The 18022-nt window shown below is 72.2% G+C and carries 20 protein-coding genes; 11 read left to right on the forward strand and 9 right to left on the reverse strand.

Annotated features, from left to right (window positions below):
• Window positions 1-433 precede the first annotated feature (433 nt).
• Window positions 434-922, reverse strand: a complete 489-nt coding sequence (locus ACFYZB_RS12835; protein WP_388757771.1) for a hypothetical protein — start codon at window positions 920-922, stop codon at window positions 434-436.
• A 76-nt stretch (window positions 923-998) separates the two neighbouring features.
• Here ACFYZB_RS12835 and ACFYZB_RS12840 point away from each other — a divergent pair, with 76 nt between their 5' ends.
• The 3 genes from ACFYZB_RS12840 to ACFYZB_RS12850 all read left to right on the forward strand — a co-directional run bounded on the left by ACFYZB_RS12840 (window position 999) and on the right by ACFYZB_RS12850 (window position 3146).
• Entirely contained in the window at window positions 999-1346 is a 348-nt protein-coding gene (locus ACFYZB_RS12840; protein WP_388757773.1) for a VOC family protein, read from the forward strand.
• 104 nt (window positions 1347-1450) lie between these two features.
• Window positions 1451-1810 carry a DUF779 domain-containing protein gene (locus ACFYZB_RS12845; protein ID WP_208902193.1) on the forward strand — a complete coding sequence of 120 codons (360 nt, stop codon included), beginning with the start codon at window positions 1451-1453 and terminating at the stop codon, window positions 1808-1810.
• Window positions 1811-1907: 97 nt separating this feature from the next.
• Window positions 1908-3146: a phosphodiester glycosidase family protein gene (locus ACFYZB_RS12850; protein WP_388757775.1), complete on the forward strand. Its 1239-nt coding sequence runs from the start codon at window positions 1908-1910 to the stop codon at window positions 3144-3146.
• A 2-nt stretch (window positions 3147-3148) separates the two neighbouring features.
• On the opposite strand, the gene ACFYZB_RS12855 is transcribed toward ACFYZB_RS12850, so the two are convergent.
• The 6 genes from ACFYZB_RS12855 to ACFYZB_RS12880 form a co-directional block, all read right to left on the reverse strand.
• Complete coding sequence (locus ACFYZB_RS12855) at window positions 3149-3343, reverse strand: hypothetical protein (protein ID WP_055708577.1); 195 nt, start codon at window positions 3341-3343, stop codon at window positions 3149-3151.
• A gap of 103 nt (window positions 3344-3446) precedes the next feature.
• The gene (locus ACFYZB_RS12860) at window positions 3447-4310 is read right to left on the reverse strand and encodes a phosphatidylinositol-specific phospholipase C/glycerophosphodiester phosphodiesterase family protein (protein ID WP_388757778.1); all 864 of its coding nucleotides are present in this window, start codon (window positions 4308-4310) and stop codon (window positions 3447-3449) included.
• Window positions 4311-4471: 161 nt separating this feature from the next.
• On the reverse strand, window positions 4472-5554 hold the full coding sequence (locus ACFYZB_RS12865; protein ID WP_351204839.1) for an acyl-CoA dehydrogenase family protein: 1083 nt from the start codon (window positions 5552-5554) through the stop codon (window positions 4472-4474).
• Complete coding sequence (locus ACFYZB_RS12870) at window positions 5551-6732, reverse strand: acyl-CoA dehydrogenase family protein (RefSeq protein WP_351204841.1); 1182 nt, start codon at window positions 6730-6732, stop codon at window positions 5551-5553. The genes ACFYZB_RS12865 and ACFYZB_RS12870 overlap by 4 nt, the downstream gene beginning before the upstream one ends.
• Window positions 6729-7694 carry an NADPH:quinone oxidoreductase family protein gene (locus tag ACFYZB_RS12875; RefSeq protein WP_388757781.1) on the reverse strand — a complete coding sequence of 322 codons (966 nt, stop codon included), beginning with the start codon at window positions 7692-7694 and terminating at the stop codon, window positions 6729-6731. Before ACFYZB_RS12875 ends, ACFYZB_RS12870 begins: the two co-directional genes overlap by 4 nt.
• 87 nt (window positions 7695-7781) lie before the next feature.
• Complete coding sequence (locus ACFYZB_RS12880) at window positions 7782-8354, reverse strand: helix-turn-helix domain-containing protein (protein WP_388757783.1); 573 nt, start codon at window positions 8352-8354, stop codon at window positions 7782-7784.
• Between the two features lie 65 nt (window positions 8355-8419).
• Here ACFYZB_RS12880 and ACFYZB_RS12885 point away from each other — a divergent pair, with 65 nt between their 5' ends.
• From ACFYZB_RS12885 to ACFYZB_RS12905, 5 genes are all read left to right on the forward strand, one after another.
• Window positions 8420-9367 (forward strand): NAD(P)/FAD-dependent oxidoreductase, encoded by a 948-nt coding sequence (locus ACFYZB_RS12885; protein ID WP_388757785.1) that lies wholly within the window; start codon window positions 8420-8422, stop codon window positions 9365-9367.
• A 29-nt stretch (window positions 9368-9396) separates the two neighbouring features.
• The gene (locus ACFYZB_RS12890; protein WP_388757786.1) at window positions 9397-10935 is read left to right on the forward strand and encodes an ATP-dependent DNA ligase; all 1539 of its coding nucleotides are present in this window, start codon (window positions 9397-9399) and stop codon (window positions 10933-10935) included.
• On the forward strand, window positions 10932-11405 hold the full coding sequence (locus tag ACFYZB_RS12895) for an NUDIX domain-containing protein (RefSeq protein WP_351204851.1): 474 nt from the start codon (window positions 10932-10934) through the stop codon (window positions 11403-11405). Before ACFYZB_RS12890 ends, ACFYZB_RS12895 begins: the two co-directional genes overlap by 4 nt.
• 74 nt (window positions 11406-11479) lie before the next feature.
• The gene (locus ACFYZB_RS12900) at window positions 11480-12865 is read left to right on the forward strand and encodes an NADP-dependent succinic semialdehyde dehydrogenase (RefSeq protein ID WP_388757788.1); all 1386 of its coding nucleotides are present in this window, start codon (window positions 11480-11482) and stop codon (window positions 12863-12865) included.
• Between the two features lie 25 nt (window positions 12866-12890).
• Complete coding sequence (locus ACFYZB_RS12905) at window positions 12891-13124, forward strand: DUF6213 family protein (protein WP_351204855.1); 234 nt, start codon at window positions 12891-12893, stop codon at window positions 13122-13124.
• Here the strand turns inward: ACFYZB_RS12905 and ACFYZB_RS12910 are convergent.
• Window positions 13121-13786, reverse strand: a complete 666-nt coding sequence (locus ACFYZB_RS12910; RefSeq protein WP_388757790.1) for a transcriptional regulator — start codon at window positions 13784-13786, stop codon at window positions 13121-13123. The genes ACFYZB_RS12905 and ACFYZB_RS12910 overlap by 4 nt on opposite strands.
• Window positions 13787-13970: 184 nt before the next feature.
• Here ACFYZB_RS12910 and ACFYZB_RS12915 point away from each other — a divergent pair, with 184 nt between their 5' ends.
• From ACFYZB_RS12915 to ACFYZB_RS12925, 3 genes are read left to right on the forward strand one after another with little or no spacing between them, the layout of a single operon-like run.
• Window positions 13971-15017, forward strand: a complete 1047-nt coding sequence (locus ACFYZB_RS12915; protein ID WP_388757792.1) for a type III polyketide synthase — start codon at window positions 13971-13973, stop codon at window positions 15015-15017.
• Between the two features lie 26 nt (window positions 15018-15043).
• Window positions 15044-16258: a cytochrome P450 gene (locus tag ACFYZB_RS12920; protein ID WP_351204859.1), complete on the forward strand. Its 1215-nt coding sequence runs from the start codon at window positions 15044-15046 to the stop codon at window positions 16256-16258.
• A gap of 7 nt (window positions 16259-16265) precedes the next feature.
• Entirely contained in the window at window positions 16266-16787 is a 522-nt protein-coding gene (locus tag ACFYZB_RS12925; protein WP_388757794.1) for a cupin domain-containing protein, read from the forward strand.
• Here ACFYZB_RS12925 and ACFYZB_RS12930 read toward each other — a convergent pair.
• Window positions 16784-18010 (reverse strand): acyl-CoA dehydrogenase family protein, encoded by a 1227-nt coding sequence (locus ACFYZB_RS12930; protein ID WP_388757796.1) that lies wholly within the window; start codon window positions 18008-18010, stop codon window positions 16784-16786. The two genes, ACFYZB_RS12925 and ACFYZB_RS12930, sit on opposite strands and share 4 nt — an antisense overlap.
• Window positions 18011-18022: the final 12 nt, after the last annotated feature.

Genomic DNA, 18022 nt, shown 5'->3' on the forward strand with positions numbered 1-18022 from the left:
GCGGGCCTGATCGTGTCCTCGGCGGTGTACGCGCTGCTGATGCGCCGGATCCACGTCACCCGGTGAGCCACGGCCCGCGGCCTCACACCTCGCCGAGGAAGCCGGGGTCGGCCGGTCCGAGCTGCCGGGCGGATTCGGCGGCGCACCCGAGGACCTCCCGCATCGCCACCGCCCGCCGCCTCCTCGCGCCGGCCAGGCCCGCGCAGCCCGTCGTAGCGCGAAGTCTGTCATCGGTCCCGGCGCGCCGGGGCGGCCGGCGCGGACCGGGTCCGCGCCGTTGAGAAGAACGCCCCGCCGAGCAGCCGGCTAGTAGCCGAACCCGCGCCGCACGCCCTCACCCATGCGTCGTCGAGGACGGCGAGCAGGACCCGTACCGGTACGGGGTTCGCGGCGAACGCCTGCCGCCGGGTCCGGCGGTCCGGCACCGGGCACGTCAGCGGGGCTTTCGGCGCTTGCGGTTCGGGCGGCGCGGGCGGTGGACCGTGTCCATCTCCCCTATGGCGGCGCGGACATGGGCCGGATCGCCCGGGCGGGACGCCCCGGCGCACCACCAGGAAGGCCGTGCGGCGTCCTCGGTCACGTGCATCCCGAGTCCGTGCAGGGTGCAGACGGGCCAGGCCTGCCACAGGCGCTCGGTGACCGTCTCCTGGGCGGCCTCGGCGACGACCCGCAGGGCTCCGGCGCCGGATCCGGCCCGCCACAGGGGGTTGCCGTGCGAGTAGCCGTCCGGGAACCCGACGTGGACCCGCTCGTCCTCCTCGTCCCCGTCCAGGCCCGGGTGGGCGACGAGGCACAGCGGCCGCTGCTCGGGCAGGGTGACCGCCAGGTCCCGGTTGACCGCGGCGAGCGCCTCGTCCCAGAGCGGATGTTCGCCGGTCGTGACGAAGCGCAGGTCGGGCAGGCCGAAGGGCGAAGGACTCATGGGCCCATCCTCGCAGCCGGCCGCAGCGCTACTCTGACGTCTCCCGCACCAGCCGACCGACCACCGGAGCCGCGAGATGCACGTACGCCGTGTCGTGCCCAACCTCCAGTCGACCGCGCTGCCGCAGAGCGCGGAGTTCTACGGAGTGCTGGGGCTGGAGGAGGTCATGGACCTCGGCTGGATCAGGACACTGGCCTCCGCGGAGAACCCGGCCGTGCAGCTCAGCCTGATGACCGAGGACCGCACCGCGCCGCTCGTCCCGGACCTGAGCATCGAGGTCGAGGACGTGGACGCGGCGTACGCGGCGATGCGGGACCGCGGCGCGGAGATCGTGCATCCGCTGACGGACGAGGAGTGGGGCGTACGGCGGTTCTTCGTGCGGGACCCGGACGGCCGCGTGGTGAACGTGCTCCACCACCGCTGACCCGACCGGGCGGGCCGACGAGGCGTTCTGGACGGGCCGGTGACGATCCGTGAGACTGGGCCGGGTCCGGCGTCCCGCGCCCCGGCCCTTCAGGAGGGTGACCCATGGATGAGGAAACCCCGCGCGTCGAACTCACCCCCGAGGCCGCGGACCTGGTGCGGCGGCTGCACGCCGAGCACGGTCCGCTGATGTTCCACCAGTCCGGCGGCTGCTGCGACGGCAGCGCGCCCATGTGCTACCCGGACGGCGAGTTCCGCACCGGCGGCTCGGACGTGCTGCTGGCGGAGCTGACGGTGGACGGCGTGGCCGAGCCCGTCACCTTCTGGATGTCCCGGAGCCAGTACGAGGCGTGGAGCCACACCCGGCTGATCGTGGACGTCGTACCCGGACGGGGCAGCGGCTTCTCGCTGGAAGCACCCGAGGGGGTGCGTTTTCTCACCCGTTCTCGCGTAGTCGACGCCTAGTCGGCCCGGCGGTCGCCGCCCTCTGGTCCACTGCACCTGGAAGACACGTACGACAGGCCGTACGGCAGGGACAGTTGACGAGCCATCAGGGGGCAAGGTGATCAGACGTCGCAGGCGTTCGGCAGCGGGCAGAGCGGTTCTCACGGTTGTCACGGCGTTCGGTGTGCTGGCCGGTGCGGCCCTGGCAGGGGCGGCGCCGGCCGGTGCGGTACCGGACGGCAGACGCATCGCGCCGGGTGTCACCTACCGGCAGTTCGACGTCGACGCGGCCGCGGGCCGGACACACGCCCATCTGGTCACGGTCGACCTGGCCGATCCGCACGTCCGCGTGGACCTGCTGCACCCGGGCGCGGTGGCGGCCCGGGCCACCGTCTCGGGGATGGCGGACTCGGCCGGGGCGGTCGCGGGGGTCAACGGTGACTTCTTCGACATCAGCGAGACCCAGCACCCGGGCGTGCAGGCCACCGGCGCGAGCGTCGGACCGGCGATCGCGGACGGGCAGGTGCTCAAGGCCGCGGTGCCGAACGGGCAGCGCTTCGGGCCCGCCCTGCCGCCGGGCGCCGGCACGCAGGACGTCTTCGGCGTGGGCACCGACCGGCGGGCCCGGCTGGACCGCCTCTCGCTCGCCGGCAGCGTGGGCACTCCGGACGGCACGTTCCCGTTGAAGGGCCTCAACCAGTACGCGCTTCCGGAGAACTCCGTCGGCGCCTTCACCGCACGCTGGGGCAGCGCCTCCCGGATGCGTGCCGTGTGCGGCACGGACACCCAGCGGTCGGCACCGTGCAGCACCGACACCTACGAGGTGCGGGTGCAGGACGGCCGGGTGGTCTCCGCCTCCGACACCCCGGGCGGCGGCACGATTCCGTCGGGCACCACGGTGCTGGTGGGCCGCGAGGAGGGCGCGCAGCGGCTGCGCAAGCTCTCCGTGGGGGATGCGGTGAGCGTGACGGACAGCCTGGTGGCGGCCTCGTCCGGGGTGCCGTACGCCTTCGCGATCGGCGGCTTCCCGGTCCTCGAGGGTGGCGAGGCGCGGTCCGGCCTGGACGACACCACCTCGGCGGTGCGCACGGTCGTGGGCTTCCGGGACGGCGGCCGGTGGCTGCTGATCCTGGCGCTGGACGGGGCCGCCGCGTACCGGACCGGGATGACGGTCGCGGAGGAGGCCCGCACCATGCGCTCGCTGGGCGCGTCCGACGCGTTCAACCTCGACGGCGGCGGCTCGTCGGAGCTGGTCACCCGCGACCACGGGGCGCGCACCGTAACGGTCCGCAACCACCCGAGCACCGGCGCCGAGCGCCCCGTGGCGAACGGCATCGGGGTGTTCTCGGCCGGCTGAGCTCAGGGCCGCAGACTGCTCACCAGGTCGGCGGTCGTCATGAGCCCGCTGTGGATGGTCGGCGCCATGCTCGTGCCGGCCAGGAAGAATCCGAGCAGCATGCAGACCAGGGCGTGGGAGATCTTCAGCGAGCAGTTGCGAATGAAGATCACGGCCAGGATCAGGAGCAGCACGACCGCAGAGACGGGAATGACCACCAGGAACCTCCTCCGCCACGCCCCTTGAGTGGCGTTCCGGCCGCAAGTGTGGCGTAGCGGAGGGTTCGTCCGGGTGGCTGACGTGTCCCCCAAACGTGTGGTGTCACGCCAAGGGGCGGGCGTCCAGGAAGTTCTCCAGTCCGGCCAGGTCGTCGGTGTTCAGGTAGTCGACACCGGCGGCGAGCAGTTCCGTCCACAGGGCGTCGCGGGCCGGGCCCGCGGCGTCCGGAGTGGCCCAGAACCGCACCTGCTGCCCGCGCTCGTGCGCCGCCGCGGTGATGGCCCGCAGCTTCTGCCGTTCGGCGCCGGGGAAGGTGCCCTCGCCCGACCACGTGAAGTTCTGCGTCCAGTTGTCGCTGATCAGCGAGATGAAGGTGGCCGGGGCGGTGCCGCCGAGATCGGTGAGCCGGCCGTCGTAGAAGGCGCGCCGCTCCTCCTGCGCCGCCATGGGGATGCGGGCGGCGCGGTCGCCGGAGATGACGGCGGTGACCGGCCCGGGGTGCACCCGGCCGTGCGCGTACCGGGTGAACAGGTGCGGGTGGCGGCGCAGATGGCGGTCGAGTTCGAGGTACGTCGAGGAACCCTCGGTCTTGATGTCGATCAGGAGTTGCAGCGGCCTGCGCCAACGCCGGTACACCGAACCGTGGTTGTTCCGGACCAGGGCGGCGAGCGGGTCGAGGTAGAGGGATTCGAGGGTGCGGGACGGGTCGAGCTCGGAGCTGTCGTGCCCGATGAGGAGCTGGTCGCCGACGAGGAAGATGTCGGCCTCGACGCTGTTGAAGCGGTGGTCGAGCGCGTCGAACAGCGGCCGGGGGTGCTCGTAGTCGTTGTGGGCGTGCGCGTTCCACAGCGGGTGCGGACCGCGCTGTGAGGTGCCCGCCCGGGCCGGCGACGCGGGCAGGGCGACCGCGCCGGCGAGGGCGGCGCCGAGGGTGGTGAGGGCTCTGCGACGGGTGGTGAGGGCCATGCGCTGCCTCCCTGGGGGTGCCGGATGGGACCGAAGGGAGTATGCGTGTCCCTGTCACCGAAGCAGCCCTGGCTCGCGGGGAGTTGGCGCGTTGTTCACCTCTGCGGAATGGGCGCACGGAGAAGCCCGCCCCAGGTGGGGCGGGCTTCACACGGGTGGTGTCAGGGTGCCTGGAGGTCGACCAGTTCGGCCAGTGCCTCCCGGTGGGCGCCCGCCGTGCCGTAGGCGATCGAGTCCGCCTTGGCCCGCTTCAGGTACAGGTGGATCGGATGCTCCCAGGTCATGCCGATCCCGGCGTGCAGTTGCAGCGCCTCCTCGGCGGCGTGGACGGCGACGGGTGCGGCGTACGCCTGCGCAACGGCGACCGAGACATCCGTGTCCTCGCCGGAGGCCAACGCATCGGCCGAGGCCCGCGCGGCCGCCCGCAGGTTCACGACCTCCAGCCACAGCTGGGCGAGCCGATGCTTGAGCGCCTGGAACCCGCCGACCGGACGGTTGAACTGCTTGCGCTCCTTCAGATAGCGGACGGTCTCGGTCAACGCCCAGTCGGCGACGCCCAGTTGCTCGGAGGCCAGCAGCCCGGCGGCGGAGCGCAGGGCGCGTCGTACGGCGGGTTCGGCGGCGCCGAGGCGGCGGCCGGGGGCGCCCTGAAGCCGTACCGTCGCCAGCGGGCGGGTGAGGTCGAGGGTCGTCTGCGGGGTGACGGTCGCGGCGTCCGCGGCCACGGCGTACAGGCCGCCGTCGTCGGCCGGGACGAGCAGGACGTCCGCCACGGCCGCGTCGGCGACACCGGTCAACTCTCCGTGCAGGACACCGTTCTCGACTCGTACGGTCTTGACCGCGGCGCCCGGAGCCACGTGCAGGCCGACCGCGAGGGCGCCGATGGTGCGCCCGGAGGCCAGCTGTCCCAGCAGTTCCTCGTCACCGCAGGCCAGCAGGGCCTCGGTGGCCACGACCGCGCTGGTGAGATACGGCACCGGGGCGACCGCCCGCCCCAGCTCCTCCAGGACGACGGCGACCTCGCGGGCGGAGGCGCCCTGGCCGCCCTGCTCCTCGGGCACCAGGAGCCCGGCCAGGCCCATGCTCTCGGCGAGGGACTTCCACAGGGCGAGGTCGTGCGGGGTGTCCGACTCGACGCGGGCGATGACGTCCGCCGGCGCGCAGTGGTCCGTGAGGAGGTCGCGGACGGCGGCGCGCAGCGCCTCTTCCTCCTCGGAGTACAGCAGGTCCGGCGCTTTCGTCATCGGGCCAGGTCCTTCCATGCGACGTCCTTGTCGGTGCGCGGCTCGGCGGGCAGGCCGAGGACCCGCTCGGCGACGATGTTCAGCAGGACCTCGCTGGTCCCGCCCTCGATGCTGTTGCCCTTGGCGCGCAGATAGCGGTAGCCGGCGTCCCGGCCGGTGAAATCGACGAGTTCGGGACGGCGCATGGTCCAGTCGTCGTACAACAGGCCCTCGTCCGCCCGGAGTTCGACCTCCAGGCCGCTGATCTCCTGGTTGAGGCGGGCGAAGGCGAGCTTCATGCCGGCGCCCTCGGGGCCCGGCTGCCCCGCGACGAGCTGCTGACGCAGGCGTTCGGCAGTGAGCCGGGAGACCTCGGACTCGACCCACAGCCTCAGCAGCCGCTGGTGCAGGTCGTGCGTGCGCAGTTCGGGGCGCTCGCGCCAGGTCTTCGCGACCGGGCCGATCATGCCGCCCTCACGGGGCAGCCGCATACCGCCGATGGCCACGCGTTCGTTGTTGAGCGTGGTCTGCGCGACCCGCCAGCCGTCGCCGACCTCGCCGAGGCGCCGCGAGTCGGGGATGCGGACGTCGGTGAGGAAGACCTCGTTGAACTCTGCCTCGCCGGTGATCTGGCGCAGCGGCCGGACCTCGACACCGGGGTCGGTCATGTCGCAGAGGAAGTAGGTGATGCCCGCGTGCTTGGGCAGGTTCGGGTCGGTGCGGGCGATGAGGATGGCCCAGCGGGCGTTGTGCGCGCCGGACGTCCAGACCTTCTGCCCGTTGACCACCCAGTCCTCGCCCTCACGGACGGCCCGGGTGCCGAGGGCGGCCAGGTCGGAGCCGGCGCCGGGCTCGCTGAACAGCTGGCACCAGACCTCCTCACCCGTCCACAGCGGCCGCAGATGGCGCTGCTTCTGCTCCTCGGTGCCGTACTTGAGGATGGTCGGCGCGGCCATGCCGAGCCCGATGCCGTTGCGGCGCGCGTCGTTGTCGGGGGCGCCGGCGGCCTCCAGTTCGGCGTCCACGACGACCTGGAGGTGGCGGGGCGCGCCGAGGCCACCGAGGCCTTCCGGGTAGTGCACCCAGGCGAGACCGGCGTCGAAGCGGGCGCGCAGGAAGTCGAGTCGGTCGGTGCTCGCGGGGGGATGCCGGTCCAGCAACTCCCGTGTGCGGCGGCGCAGTTCTTCGGCGTCGGTCATGCTGCTCCCTCCATCACCACGGCGATCCGGCCGGTGGACCGGCCGTCCGCCACCTTCTGCACGGCCGCGGCGGCCTCGCTCAGCGGCACCCGCTCGCTCACCAGCGGCTTGATCGCGCCCCGGGCGGCCAGTTCGGTCAGTTCCTCGTGGCAGCGCAGGACGAGCTCGGGGTTCTTGGTGTTGTACAGACCCCAGTGCAGGCCGAGGATCGAGTAGTTCTTCACCAGGGCGTGGTTGAGGGCCGGGCTGGGGATGGCGCCGCTCGCGAAGCCGACGACGACGATCCGGCCCTCGAAGGCGACGAGCTTGGCGGACTGGGCGTAGGCCTCGCCGCCGACGGGGTCGTAGACCACGTCCGCGCCCCGGCCGCCGGTGGCCTCCTTCACGGCGGCGATCACATCCTCGGAGCGGCGGTCGACCACCACGTCACAGCCCTGCTCGCGGGCCACGGCGGCCTTCTCCGCGCCGCCGACGACACCGATCACGGTGGCGCCGGCCGCCTTGCCGAGCTGCACGGCCGCGCTGCCGACACCGCCGGCGGCGGCGTGCACGAGCAGGGTCTCGCCCGCCTGCAGGTGGGCCCGGCGGTGCAGACCGAACCAGCCGGTCTGGTAGCCGATGTGCAGCGCGGCGGCCTCGGCGTCGTCCAGCGCCTCGGGCGCGGGCAGCAGGGCGCGGGCGTCGGCGAGGGCGTACTCGGCGAAACCGCCGTACGGCAGCGCGGGGTTGGCGATCACGCGGCGGCCGTCCTCGGTCTCGCCGCAGATCTCCACGCCGGGTGTGAACGGCAGCGGCGGGCGCACCTGGTACTGGCCCCGGCACAGCAGCGCGTCCGGGAAGTTGATGTTGGCGGCGCGCACGCGCAGGCGCACCTGGCCGTCACCGGGCGTGGGCGGCTCCACCTGAGCCAGGCGCATCACCTCGCTCGGCTCGCCGTTCTCGTGCACGTGCCATGCCTGCATGCGGGGCCTCCACGGGACTGCTTCGTCTGACCGGGTTCCGATCGCATACTAAGCGGTCGCTTGCCGATCAGGGAACAGTCGGCCGTGTCACGTCCGCCTCGGCCTGGCCCGCACATGCATCCGCTCCCCCTGCGGCCCGAACAGACTGAGGAACTCCACCGGCCCCTCCCCCGTCGAACCGAACCAGTGCGGCACGCGCGTGTCGAACTCGGCGGCCTCCCCGGCCGACAGCACGACGTCGTGTTCGCCGAGGACCAGCCGCAGCCGGCCCGAGAGCACATACAGCCACTCGTAGCCCTCGTGGGTGCGCGGCTCCGGTTCGAGCTCGCGCTTCGGTTCCAGCACCTTGAAGGCCTGCAGGCCGCCGGGCTGGCGGGTCAGCGGCCAGTGGGTGCGTCCGCCCCGCACGATCGGCTCGGACCGCACCCGCGGGTCCCCCACCGGTGGCGCGCCGACCAGCTCGTCCAGCGGCACCTGGTGGGCCTGGGCGATCGGCAGCAGCAGCTCCAGGCTGGGTTTGCGCAGGCCGGACTCCAGGCGGGAGAGGGTGCTGACGGAGATGCCGGTGGCCTCGGACAGCGCGGCCAGCGTCACCTCCCGGTCCTTGCGGATGCGGCGCAGCCGGGGGCCCACTTCGGCCAGTACGTCGTCCGTGCTCATGGCCCCCATTGCAGGAACGGCAAATAGGTTTGTCAATCCCGCAGGGATCCGGCGACGGTCGGGTCATGACCGAGAACACACCCGCGAACAACAGGTACGAAGCAGTCGTCGTCGGCGGCGGGGCCGCCGGGCTGTCCGCCGCGCTCGTCCTCGGCCGCGCCCGGCGCCGCACCCTGGTGGTCGACGCGGGCGAGCCGCGCAACACGGCGTCCGCGCACCTGCACGGCTATCTGTCCCGCGACGGCATGTCACCGGCCGAGTTCCTGGCCGTCGGGCGCGAGGAGATCGCCCGGTACGGGGCGGAGCTGGTCCGGGGCCGGGTCGTGGACGCGGCCGGGGACGAGGACTTCACCGTCGCACTCGCGAGCGGACGGACGGTCGGGTCCCGGCACCTGGTGATCGCCACCGGCCTGAGGGACGAGCTGCCGGACGTCCCCGGGCTGGCCGAGCGGTTCGGCCGGGACGTGGTCCACTGCCCGTACTGCCACGGCTGGGAGGCCCGCGACCTGCCGACCGGGGTGCTCGCGACCTCGCCGCTCAGCGTGCACCAGGCGCTCATGGTCACCCAGTGGTCGAAGGACGTGCGGTTCTTCCTGCACGAGGTGAACGAGCCGGACCTGACGGACGACGACCTGCGCCGGCTGGCCGCCGCCGGGGTCACGGTCGTCCCCGGGAGGGTCGCGGAACTCGTCGTCACCGGCGACCGGCTCGCCGGCGTCCGGCTCACCGACGGCACGGTCCACGACCGCGAGGTCCTGTACGCCGCCCCGCGGCCCGTCCCCGACAACGACCTGCTCCTGAGGCTGGGCGCCGAGATGCGCGAGACGCCGTTCGGCGCCTACCCGGTGATCGACGAGCGGGGCCTGACGACCGTGCCGGGCCTCTGGGCGGCGGGCAACGCGAGCGGCTTCGCCGAGCAGGTGATCAACGCGGCGAGCCGGGGGTACCGGGCGGGGGCGGCGATCAACGGGGAGCTGCTGATGGCGGACCTGGACGCGGCCGTCCGGGTGTAGCCGCCGCTCCCGCGGTGCACGATGGCTGCATGCTGCTGACCCGCCTGGCCCAGGTGTCCCGGGACGTCGCCGCGACGACGGCCCGGTCCCGCAAGACGGCGCTGCTCGCGGAGTTGTTCCGGGAGGCGGGGCCGGACGACGTGCCGATCGTCATCCCGTATCTGGCCGGGCGGCTGCCGCAGGGCCGGCTCGGCGTCGGCTGGAAGGTGCTGAGCCGCCCGGTGCCGCCGGCCGGCGAGCCTTCTCTCACGGTCCGGGAGGTCGACGCCCTGCTCACCGACCTGGGCAAGGTGTCCGGGCCGGGGTCGCAGGCGGAGCGGGTCCGGCTCGTCGGCGAGTTGATGGGCGCGGCCACCGAGGAGGAGCAGCGGTTCCTGCTCGGCCTGCTCACCGGTGAGGTGCGGCAGGGCGCGCTGGACGCGGTCGCGGTGGAGGGCCTCGCCCGGGCGACGGGCGCCGACCCGGCAGCCGTACGCCGGGCGGTGATGCTCGCCGGGTCGCTGCAGACGGTCGCCGAGGCCCTGCTCGGCGAGGGGCCCGGGGCGCTGGAGAGGTTCCGGCTCACCGTGGGCCGCCCGGTGCTGCCGATGCTGGCGCACAGCGCGTCCTCGGTGGCCGAAGCGGTGGAGAAGCTGGGCGCCTGCGCGGTGGAGGAGAAGCTGGACGGCATCCGCGTGCAGGTCCACCGGGACGGCGACCTGGTCCGGGTGCACACCCGCACCCTGGACGACATCACCGGCCGGCTGCCCGAAGTGACCGCCGCCGCACGGGAGTTGCGGGGCGAGCGGTTCATCCTGGACGGCGAGGTGATCTCCTTCGACGCGGCCGGGCGGCCCCGGTCCTTCCAGGAGACGGCGGGCCGGGTCGGCTCCCGGACGGACGTGGCGCGGGCGGCCGGGGCGGTCCCGGTCTCCCCCGTCTTCTTCGACGTGCTGTCGGTCGACGGCACCGATCTGCTGGACCTGCCCTTCGCCGAGCGGCACGCCCGGCTGGCCCGGCTGGTGCCCGAGCCGATGCGGGTGCGCCGGACGGTCGCCTCCGGGCCGGGGGACATCGCGGAGGCGGAACGGTTCCTCGCCGAGACCCTGGCCCGTGGTCACGAGGGAGTGGTGGTCAAGGCACTGGACGCGCCGTACAGCGCGGGCCGGCGCGGCGCCGCCTGGCTGAAGGTCAAGCCGGTCCACACCCTGGACCTGGTCGTGCTGGCGGCCGAGTGGGGCCACGGCCGCCGCACGGGCAAGCTCTCCAACCTCCACCTCGGCGCCCGCACCCCGGACGGCGGCTTCGCCATGCTCGGCAAGACCTTCAAGGGCATGACCGACACGATGCTCACCTGGCAGACCGAGCGGCTGCGCGGGCTGGCCGTGGAGGACAACGGCTGGGTGGTCCGGGTCCGCCCCGAACTCGTCGTGGAGATCGCCTACGACGGCCTCCAGCGCTCCACCCGCTACCCGGCCGGCGTCACCCTCCGCTTCGCCCGCGTGGTCCGCTACCGCGAGGACAAACGGCCCGAGGACGCCGATACCGTGGAGGCCCTGCTGGCGGCCCATCCGGAGGTCAGGCCATGACGGTGCGGGCGACGAAGCACAGCGCGGGACTGCTGTTGTTCAGGCACACCGATGAGGGACTTGAGGTATTGCTCGGCCATATGGGTGGTCCGCTGTGGGCGAAGAAGGACGCCGGGGCATGGACCGTCCCCAAGGGCGAGTACGACCCCGACGAGCCCGCCTGGGAGGCCGCCCGGCGCGAGTTCCAGGAGGAACTGGGGCTGGCGCCGCCCGACGGGAGGGCCGTACCGCTGGGCGAGGTGGCGCAGCGGAACGGCAAGGTCGTCACGGCGTGGGCCGTCGAGGCCGACCCGGACCTGAGCGGTTTCAGCCCGGGCACCTTCGCCATGGAGTGGCCGCCGCGGTCCGGCCGGGTGCGGGAGTTCCCGGAGCTGGACCGCGTGGAGTGGCTCGGCGTGGAGCGGGCCCGGGAGCTGATCATCGCGGCGCAGACTGCGTTTCTCGACCGGCTGGCGGAGCACTCGGCCTGAAGGGACGCCACGCGTTGCGTACGGCCGTACCGCGCGCGAAGGTCTAAGCAAGCCCGCTCCCAGGGAGGTCAGCCATGCCCATCGCGACGGTGAACCCGGCGAACGGCGAGACGCTCAAGACGTACGAGCCCATGGGCGAGGAAGAGCTGGAACGCCGGCTCCAGCTCGCCGAGGCCACGTTCCGCACCTACCGGGCGATCTCGTTCGTCGACCGCGCCCGGCTGCTGCTCAGGGCCGCCGATCTGCTGGAGGAGGACCAGCGGGAGATCGGCCGGGTGATGACCACGGAGATGGGCAAGCCGATCAAACAGGCCTGGGCGGAGGCGGCGAAGTGCGTCAGGGCGATGCGCTGGTACGCCGAGCACGCGGAGGCGCTGCTCGCCGACGAGGAGCCCGCCGAGTCGGACGTGGAGGACTCCGGCGCGTCCCGGGTCCGGGTGCGCTACCGGCCGCTGGGCCCCGTCCTCGCGGTGATGCCCTGGAACTTCCCGCTCTGGCAGGTGATCCGGTTCGCCGCGCCCGCGCTGATGGCGGGCAACGTGGGCCTGCTCAAGCACGCCTCCAACGTCCCCCAGACGGCCCTGTACCTGGAGGACCTGTTCCATCGCGCGGGCTTCACGGAAGGCTGTTTCCAGACGCTGCTGATCGGCTCGGGCGCGGTGGACGACATCCTGCGGGACGAGCGGGTGAGGGCCGTGACGCTCACCGGCAGCGAGCCGGCGGGCCGGGCGGTGGCCGCCACCTGCGGGGAGATGATCAAGAAGACGGTGCTGGAGCTGGGCGGCAGCGACCCGTACGTGGTCATGCCCTCCGCCGACCTGGACCGGGCGGCCGCGGTGGCGGTCACCGCGCGCGTGCAGAACAACGGGCAGTCCTGCATCGCCGCCAAGCGGTTCATCGTGCACACCGACGTCTACGACACCTTCGCCGAGAGGTTCGTCGCCGGCATGACGGCGCTCAAGGTCGGCGACCCGCTGGAGGAGGACACCGAGGTCGGGCCGCTCTCCAGCGAGCAGGGGCGGAAGGATCTGGAGGAGCTGGTGGACGACGCGCGGCGCAGCGGGGCCGAGGTGCTGTGCGGCGGCGAGCGGCCGGACGGGCCCGGCTGGTACTACCCGCCGACCGTGCTGGCCGGGATCACCCGGGAGATGCGCATCCACCGGGAGGAGGCGTTCGGGCCGGTGGCCACGCTGTATCGGGCCGGCGACCTGGACGAGGCGCTGCTCATCGCCAACGACTCGCCGTTCGGGCTGAGTTCCAATGTGTGGACGCGGGACGAGGGCGAGGTGGAACGGTTCGCGCGCGACCTGGAGGCCGGATCGGTGTACGTCAACGGGATGACCGCCTCGCATCCGGCGTTCCCGTTCGGCGGGGTCAAGCGGTCCGGGTACGGGCGTGAGCTGTCCGGGCACGGAATCCGCGAGTTCTGCAACATCACCACGGTTTGGCAGGGTGCGTGAGCGCTGCGCGACTAGCATCCGGTTTGTGAACGGCGAAGTGACTCTGCCTCTGATCGTGGACGACCGTGGGGCCTTGCAGGTGGCGGCGCTCGATGTGAGTAAGTTGCTGCGGACCGTGGGGGCGCGGTGGCTGCGGCTTGTCGAGGCCGGCGAGCAGGGGTTGGACGAGGATACGGTTGCCGCTTTGACCATCGAGCTGGCCAAACTGGCGGATCGTATCGACGTGGCCTGTATCGCGCACAGCAGCGGGGCGCCCTAGAGGTTTCGGGCCGGCTGCCCCACCGCTTGCCAGAACATGCTCTCGAACTTCTGGAGCAGGGTTCCGTAGGTGTGTGCCAGCCCTGTGCTCAAGGCACCCGCGTCCAGGGCCGCCTGTACCGCCGCAGTCGCCCGGTCGTCCAGGTCCGGCGCCGGTTCGGCGAAGAAGTCGAAGAACGCGCACGCGTCGTCACCGAAGCCGTAGTGGGTGCGCAGGGCTGCCGCGATGCGGGCGCAGTAGTCACCCCAGGTGGAGAAGTTCGCCGTGAGGGCCAGGACGACGTCCGCGGGGGCGGCGTTGAGGGCCAGCCAGGAGACGTAGGCGGGGTAGGCCTGGCAGCCGGCCAGGGGGACGTGGGCGCGGGAGTGCTCCTCGGTGGCGCCGCAGGCCCGGGCGAAGGCGGTCAGGTGCCGGGCCGCCAGTTCCTCGCCCGTCGCGAGCGCGGTGAAGAAGGCCGCGGAGGCGGGGTCGGCGCGCTCGGCCAGGTGCTGGAAGGCGCGGCGGTCGGCGGGGATCACCCACTGCTGTTCCAGGGCGAGGCGGGCAAGGGCCTGCGGGGGTGCTTCGCCGCGTTCCACGAGGGGGACGAAGGGGTTGGCCTGCGGGTCCGGAGCGAGTTCCCTGGTGGTCGCCTGCAGTAGGCCCCTGGCCGTTGCCGTCATGGTGTTCTCCCTCGCGCGGACGTGCGGCTTCTCGTCCGAGCCTGACACGGGGGTCCCCGGTCTGGAGTAGTTCGGCGCGAGATCGTCGCCGGGACGAGTGATCGTGGGTGAACCACCCCCTGAGGTGAACGACCCTCTGACCGGCGGGCGCAGGCCTCCCGGAAGGCGAAAGCAGGCACGGTTCATGGCGACTTTGTGCAGACCCTCGGTGTCGGTTCCGGAACACGTGATCACGATGGAGGAGACGCTGGAGCTGGCGCGCTCCCGCCACGCGGACCACCCCCAACTGCCGCTCGCACTGCGGCTGATAGAGAACACGGGCGTGCGGACGCGGCACATCGTCCAGCCCATCGAGGAGACCCTCAAGCACCCCGGCTTCGAGGAGCGCAACAAGCTCTACGAGGCCGAGGCCAAGGCCCGGGTCCCCCGGGTGATCCAGCGGGCACTCGACGACGCGGAACTCCTCACCACCGACATCGACGTGATCATCTACGTCTCGTGCACGGGCTTCATGATGCCCTCGCTCACGGCGTGGCTGATCAACGAGATGGACTTCGACCCCACCACCCGACAGCTCCCCATAGCCCAGCTGGGCTGTGCGGCCGGCGGCGCGGCGATCAACCGGGCGCACGACTTCTGCACGGCCTACCCCGAGGCCAACGCGCTGATCGTGGCCTGCGAGTTCTGCTCGCTGTGCTACCAGCCCACCGACCTCGGTGTGGGCTCGCTGCTCTCCAACGGCCTGTTCGGTGACGGCATAGCCGCCGCCGTGGTCCGCGGCACCGGCGGCACCGGCGTGGAGCTGGAACGCAACGGCTCGTACCTGATCCCGAAGACCGAAGAGTGGATCATGTACGACGTCCGGGCGACCGGCTTCCACTTCCTGCTCGACAAGCGGGTGCCGGCCACCATGGAGCCGCTGGCCCCGGCGCTGCAGGACCTCGCGGGCATGCACGGCTGGGACGCGTCCGACCTGGACTTCTACATCGTCCACGCCGGCGGGCCGCGCATCCTCGACGACCTCAGCAAGTTCCTCCAGGTCGACCCGCACGCCTTCCGGTTCAGCCGGGCCACCCTCACCGAGTACGGCAACATCGCCTCCGGCGTCGTGCTGGACGCGCTGCGCCGGATGTTCGACGAGGGCGGCGCGCAGAACCGGGCGCGCGGGCTCCTCGCCGGGTTCGGACCCGGCATCACCGCGGAAATGGCGCTGGGCCGCTGGCGCAGCTGACGACCGAGAGACGGTTCGAGTACGGCATGACCGAAGAGACGCTCACCGAGACCCTGCCCCCGATCCGGCACTGGCCGGCGCTCGACCTGACCGGGACGGACTTCGACCCGGTGCTGAGAGAGCTGATGCGCGAAGGACCCGTCACCCGCATCCAGTTGCCCAACGGCGAGGGCTGGGCCTGGCTGGTGACCCGGATGGACGACGTGCGCATGGTGACCAACGACCCCCGCTTCAGCCGCGAGGAGGTCATGCGGAAGCCGGTCACCCGGCTGGCCCCGCACTTCATCCCCGACCCTGGCGCGGTCGGCTTCCTCGACCCGCCCGACCACACCCGGCTGCGCCGCTCGGTGGCGGCCGCGTTCACCGCGAAGGGCGTGGAGCGGGTACGGGAGAAGGCGCGCGCCATGCTGGAGGAGCTGGTCGACGAACTCCTCCAGGACGGCCCGCCCGCCGATCTCACGGCGACGGTCCTCAGCCCGTTCCCGATCGCGGTGATCTGCGAGCTGATGGGCGTCCCGGCCGCCGACCGGCACACCATGCACACCTGGACCCAGCTCATCCTGTCCTCCTCGAACGGAAAGGAGGTCAGCGAGAAGGCCAAACGGGAGATGGCCGCCTACTTCTCCGACCTGATCGGGCTGCGCGAGAACAGCACGGCCGAGGACGTCACCTCCCTGCTCGGCGCCGCGGTGGGCCGGGGCGAGGTCACCCTGGAGGAGGCCGTCGGGCTCGCCGGACTGCTGCAGATCGGGGGCGAGGCGGTCACCAACAACAGCGGGCAGATGTTCTACCTGCTGCTGACCCGCCCCGACCTGGTGGAGCGGCTGCGCGCGGAGCCCGAGATCCGCCCCAGGGCGATCGACGAACTCCTGCGCTACATCCCTCACCGCAACGCGGTCGGCCTGTCCCGGATCGCCCTGGAGGACGTCGAGATCCGCGGCGTACGGATCCGCGCGGGCGATGCGGTGTACAACTCCTACCTGGCCGCCAACCGCGACCCGGAGGTCTTCCCCGACCCGGAGACGATCGACTTCTCCCGCAGCCCGAACCCGCACGTCTCGTTCGGCTTCGGCCCGCACTTCTGCCCCGGCAACATGCTGGCCCGGCTGGAGGAGGAACTCATGGTGGACACCCTGCTCGACCGGGTGCCGGGCCTTCGGCTGGCCGTACCGCCGGAGAAGGTGCCCTTCAAGAAGGGCGCGCTGATCCGGGGGCCCGAGGCTCTGCCGGTGACGTGGTGAGCCACCGATGACCGGGATCGAGGCTCTGTACGTCCCGCCGGGCCACGGCCGTGTCGTCGAGACACCGGCCCAGCGGGTGACGTTCAAGGTCACCGGCACGCACTCGCGGATGGCCTCCACCTTCGAGGTGGAGGTCCCGCCGGGCTTCGACGTGGGCGCGCATGTGCACACGCGCAGCGAGGAGCTGTTCTACGTCCTGGAGGGCGAACTGGACGTCCTCGCCTTCGAGCCGCGCATCCGCACTCCCGACAACTGGCGGAAGTGGGAGTCGAGTTCGGGCCGCCGGGTGGTGCGGGCGACCCCGGGCACGGTCATCGTCGTACCGCCGGGGTGCCCGCACGCGTTCGCCAATCCGACGGACACCCCGGCCAAGATGTTCTTCCAGGCCTCTCCCCCACCGGATCACGAGCGCTATTTCGAGGAGCTGCTGGAGATCCTGGGCCACGGGGGCCCGCCGGACCAGGAGGCGATCGAGGCCCTGCGCGCCAAGTACGACATCGAGCAGCTGACGCCGCTCCGGCACCGCTAGCGGATGGGCATGCCCGACAGAGTGCGGGCGATCACCAGCCGCTGGATCTCGCTCGTGCCCTCGAAGATCGTGTAGATCGCGCTGTCCCGGTGCATGCGCTCGACGGGGTATTCACGGGTGTACCCGTTGCCGCCCAGGATCTGGATGGCCTGGGCGGTGACCTTCTTCGCGGTCTCACTGGCGAACAGCTTGGACATCGACCCCTCGGCCGCGGTGAACGGCTTGCCGTTGACCGCCATCCAGGAGGCACGCCAGACCAGCAGCCGGGCGGCGTCGATCTGCGTCCGCATGTCCGCCAGCTGGAAGGCCACGCCCTGGTTGTCGATGATCGGCCGGCCGAACTGCTCCCGGGTCTTCGCGTAGTCGAGAGCGACCTCGTAGGCGGCCCGGGCGGTGCCGACCGCCATGGCGCCGACCGCCGGGCGGGAGGCCTCGAACGTGGCCATCGCCGCGTTCTTGACGCGCTCGCCGCCCGTCCGGGCCTTCTCCCGCGCCCGGGCCAGCCGCTCGTCCAGCTTCTCCTTGCCGCCGAGCAGGCAGGAGCCGGGGACGCGGACGTCGTCGAGGATGACCTCGGCGGTGTGCGAGGCGCGGATGCCGTGCTTCTTGAACTTCTGGCCCTGGGCCAGGCCGGGCGTGCCCGGCGGGACGATGAAGGAGGCGTGGCCCTTGGAGCCCAGCTCCGGGTCGACGCAGGCGACGACGACATGGACGTTGGCGATGCCGCCGTTGGTCGCCCAGGTCTTCGTGCCGTTGATCACCCACTCGTCCTTGGCCTCGTCGTACACGGCACGCGTGCGCATGGACGCGACGTCGGAGCCCGCGTCGGGCTCGGAGGAGCAGAACGCGGCGACCTTGACGTCGTCGACGTCGCCGTACATCTGCGGGATCCAGGTGCCGATCTGTTCCTCGGTGCCGTTGGCGAGAACGCCCACGGCGGCGAGCCCGGTGCCCACAATGGACAGGGCGATGCCCGCGTCGCCCCAGAACAGCTCCTCCATGGCCATCGGGATGCCGAGGCCGGTGGGGTCGAAGTACTGCTGAGCGTAGAAGTCGAGGGAGTAGATGCCGACCTTCGCGGCCTCCTGGATGACCGGCCAGGGAGCCTCCTCGCGCTCGTCCCACTCGGCGGCCGCGGGGCGGATCACGTCGGCGGCGAAGCCATGGAGCCAGTCCCGGACTTCCTTCTGTTCGTCGTTCAGCTCCATGGTGAACTCGGCCATGTCCCCTCCAGC

The organism is Streptomyces sp. NPDC001852 (assembly GCF_042891825.1).
Taxonomy (GTDB): domain Bacteria; phylum Actinomycetota; class Actinomycetes; order Streptomycetales; family Streptomycetaceae; genus Streptomyces.

Coding starts and splice junctions, on each gene's coding strand:
- ACFYZB_RS12835 (WP_388757771.1), bottom strand. CDS start 922: ATGAGTCCTTCGCCCTTCGGCCTGCCCGACCTGCGCTTCGTCACGACC.
- ACFYZB_RS12840 (WP_388757773.1), top strand. CDS start 999: ATGCACGTACGCCGTGTCGTGCCCAACCTCCAGTCGACCGCGCTGCCG.
- ACFYZB_RS12845 (WP_208902193.1), top strand. CDS start 1,451: ATGGATGAGGAAACCCCGCGCGTCGAACTCACCCCCGAGGCCGCGGAC.
- ACFYZB_RS12860 (WP_388757778.1), bottom strand. CDS start 4,310: ATGGCCCTCACCACCCGTCGCAGAGCCCTCACCACCCTCGGCGCCGCC.
- ACFYZB_RS12865 (WP_351204839.1), bottom strand. CDS start 5,554: ATGACGAAAGCGCCGGACCTGCTGTACTCCGAGGAGGAAGAGGCGCTG.
- ACFYZB_RS12870 (WP_351204841.1), bottom strand. CDS start 6,732: ATGACCGACGCCGAAGAACTGCGCCGCCGCACACGGGAGTTGCTGGAC.
- ACFYZB_RS12875 (WP_388757781.1), bottom strand. CDS start 7,694: ATGCAGGCATGGCACGTGCACGAGAACGGCGAGCCGAGCGAGGTGATG.
- ACFYZB_RS12880 (WP_388757783.1), bottom strand. CDS start 8,354: ATGAGCACGGACGACGTACTGGCCGAAGTGGGCCCCCGGCTGCGCCGC.
- ACFYZB_RS12885 (WP_388757785.1), top strand. CDS start 8,420: ATGACCGAGAACACACCCGCGAACAACAGGTACGAAGCAGTCGTCGTC.
- ACFYZB_RS12890 (WP_388757786.1), top strand. CDS start 9,397: ATGCTGCTGACCCGCCTGGCCCAGGTGTCCCGGGACGTCGCCGCGACG.
- ACFYZB_RS12895 (WP_351204851.1), top strand. CDS start 10,932: ATGACGGTGCGGGCGACGAAGCACAGCGCGGGACTGCTGTTGTTCAGG.
- ACFYZB_RS12900 (WP_388757788.1), top strand. CDS start 11,480: ATGCCCATCGCGACGGTGAACCCGGCGAACGGCGAGACGCTCAAGACG.
- ACFYZB_RS12910 (WP_388757790.1), bottom strand. CDS start 13,786: ATGACGGCAACGGCCAGGGGCCTACTGCAGGCGACCACCAGGGAACTC.
- ACFYZB_RS12915 (WP_388757792.1), top strand. CDS start 13,971: ATGGCGACTTTGTGCAGACCCTCGGTGTCGGTTCCGGAACACGTGATC.
- ACFYZB_RS12920 (WP_351204859.1), top strand. CDS start 15,044: ATGACCGAAGAGACGCTCACCGAGACCCTGCCCCCGATCCGGCACTGG.
- ACFYZB_RS12925 (WP_388757794.1), top strand. CDS start 16,266: ATGACCGGGATCGAGGCTCTGTACGTCCCGCCGGGCCACGGCCGTGTC.
- ACFYZB_RS12930 (WP_388757796.1), bottom strand. CDS start 18,010: ATGGCCGAGTTCACCATGGAGCTGAACGACGAACAGAAGGAAGTCCGG.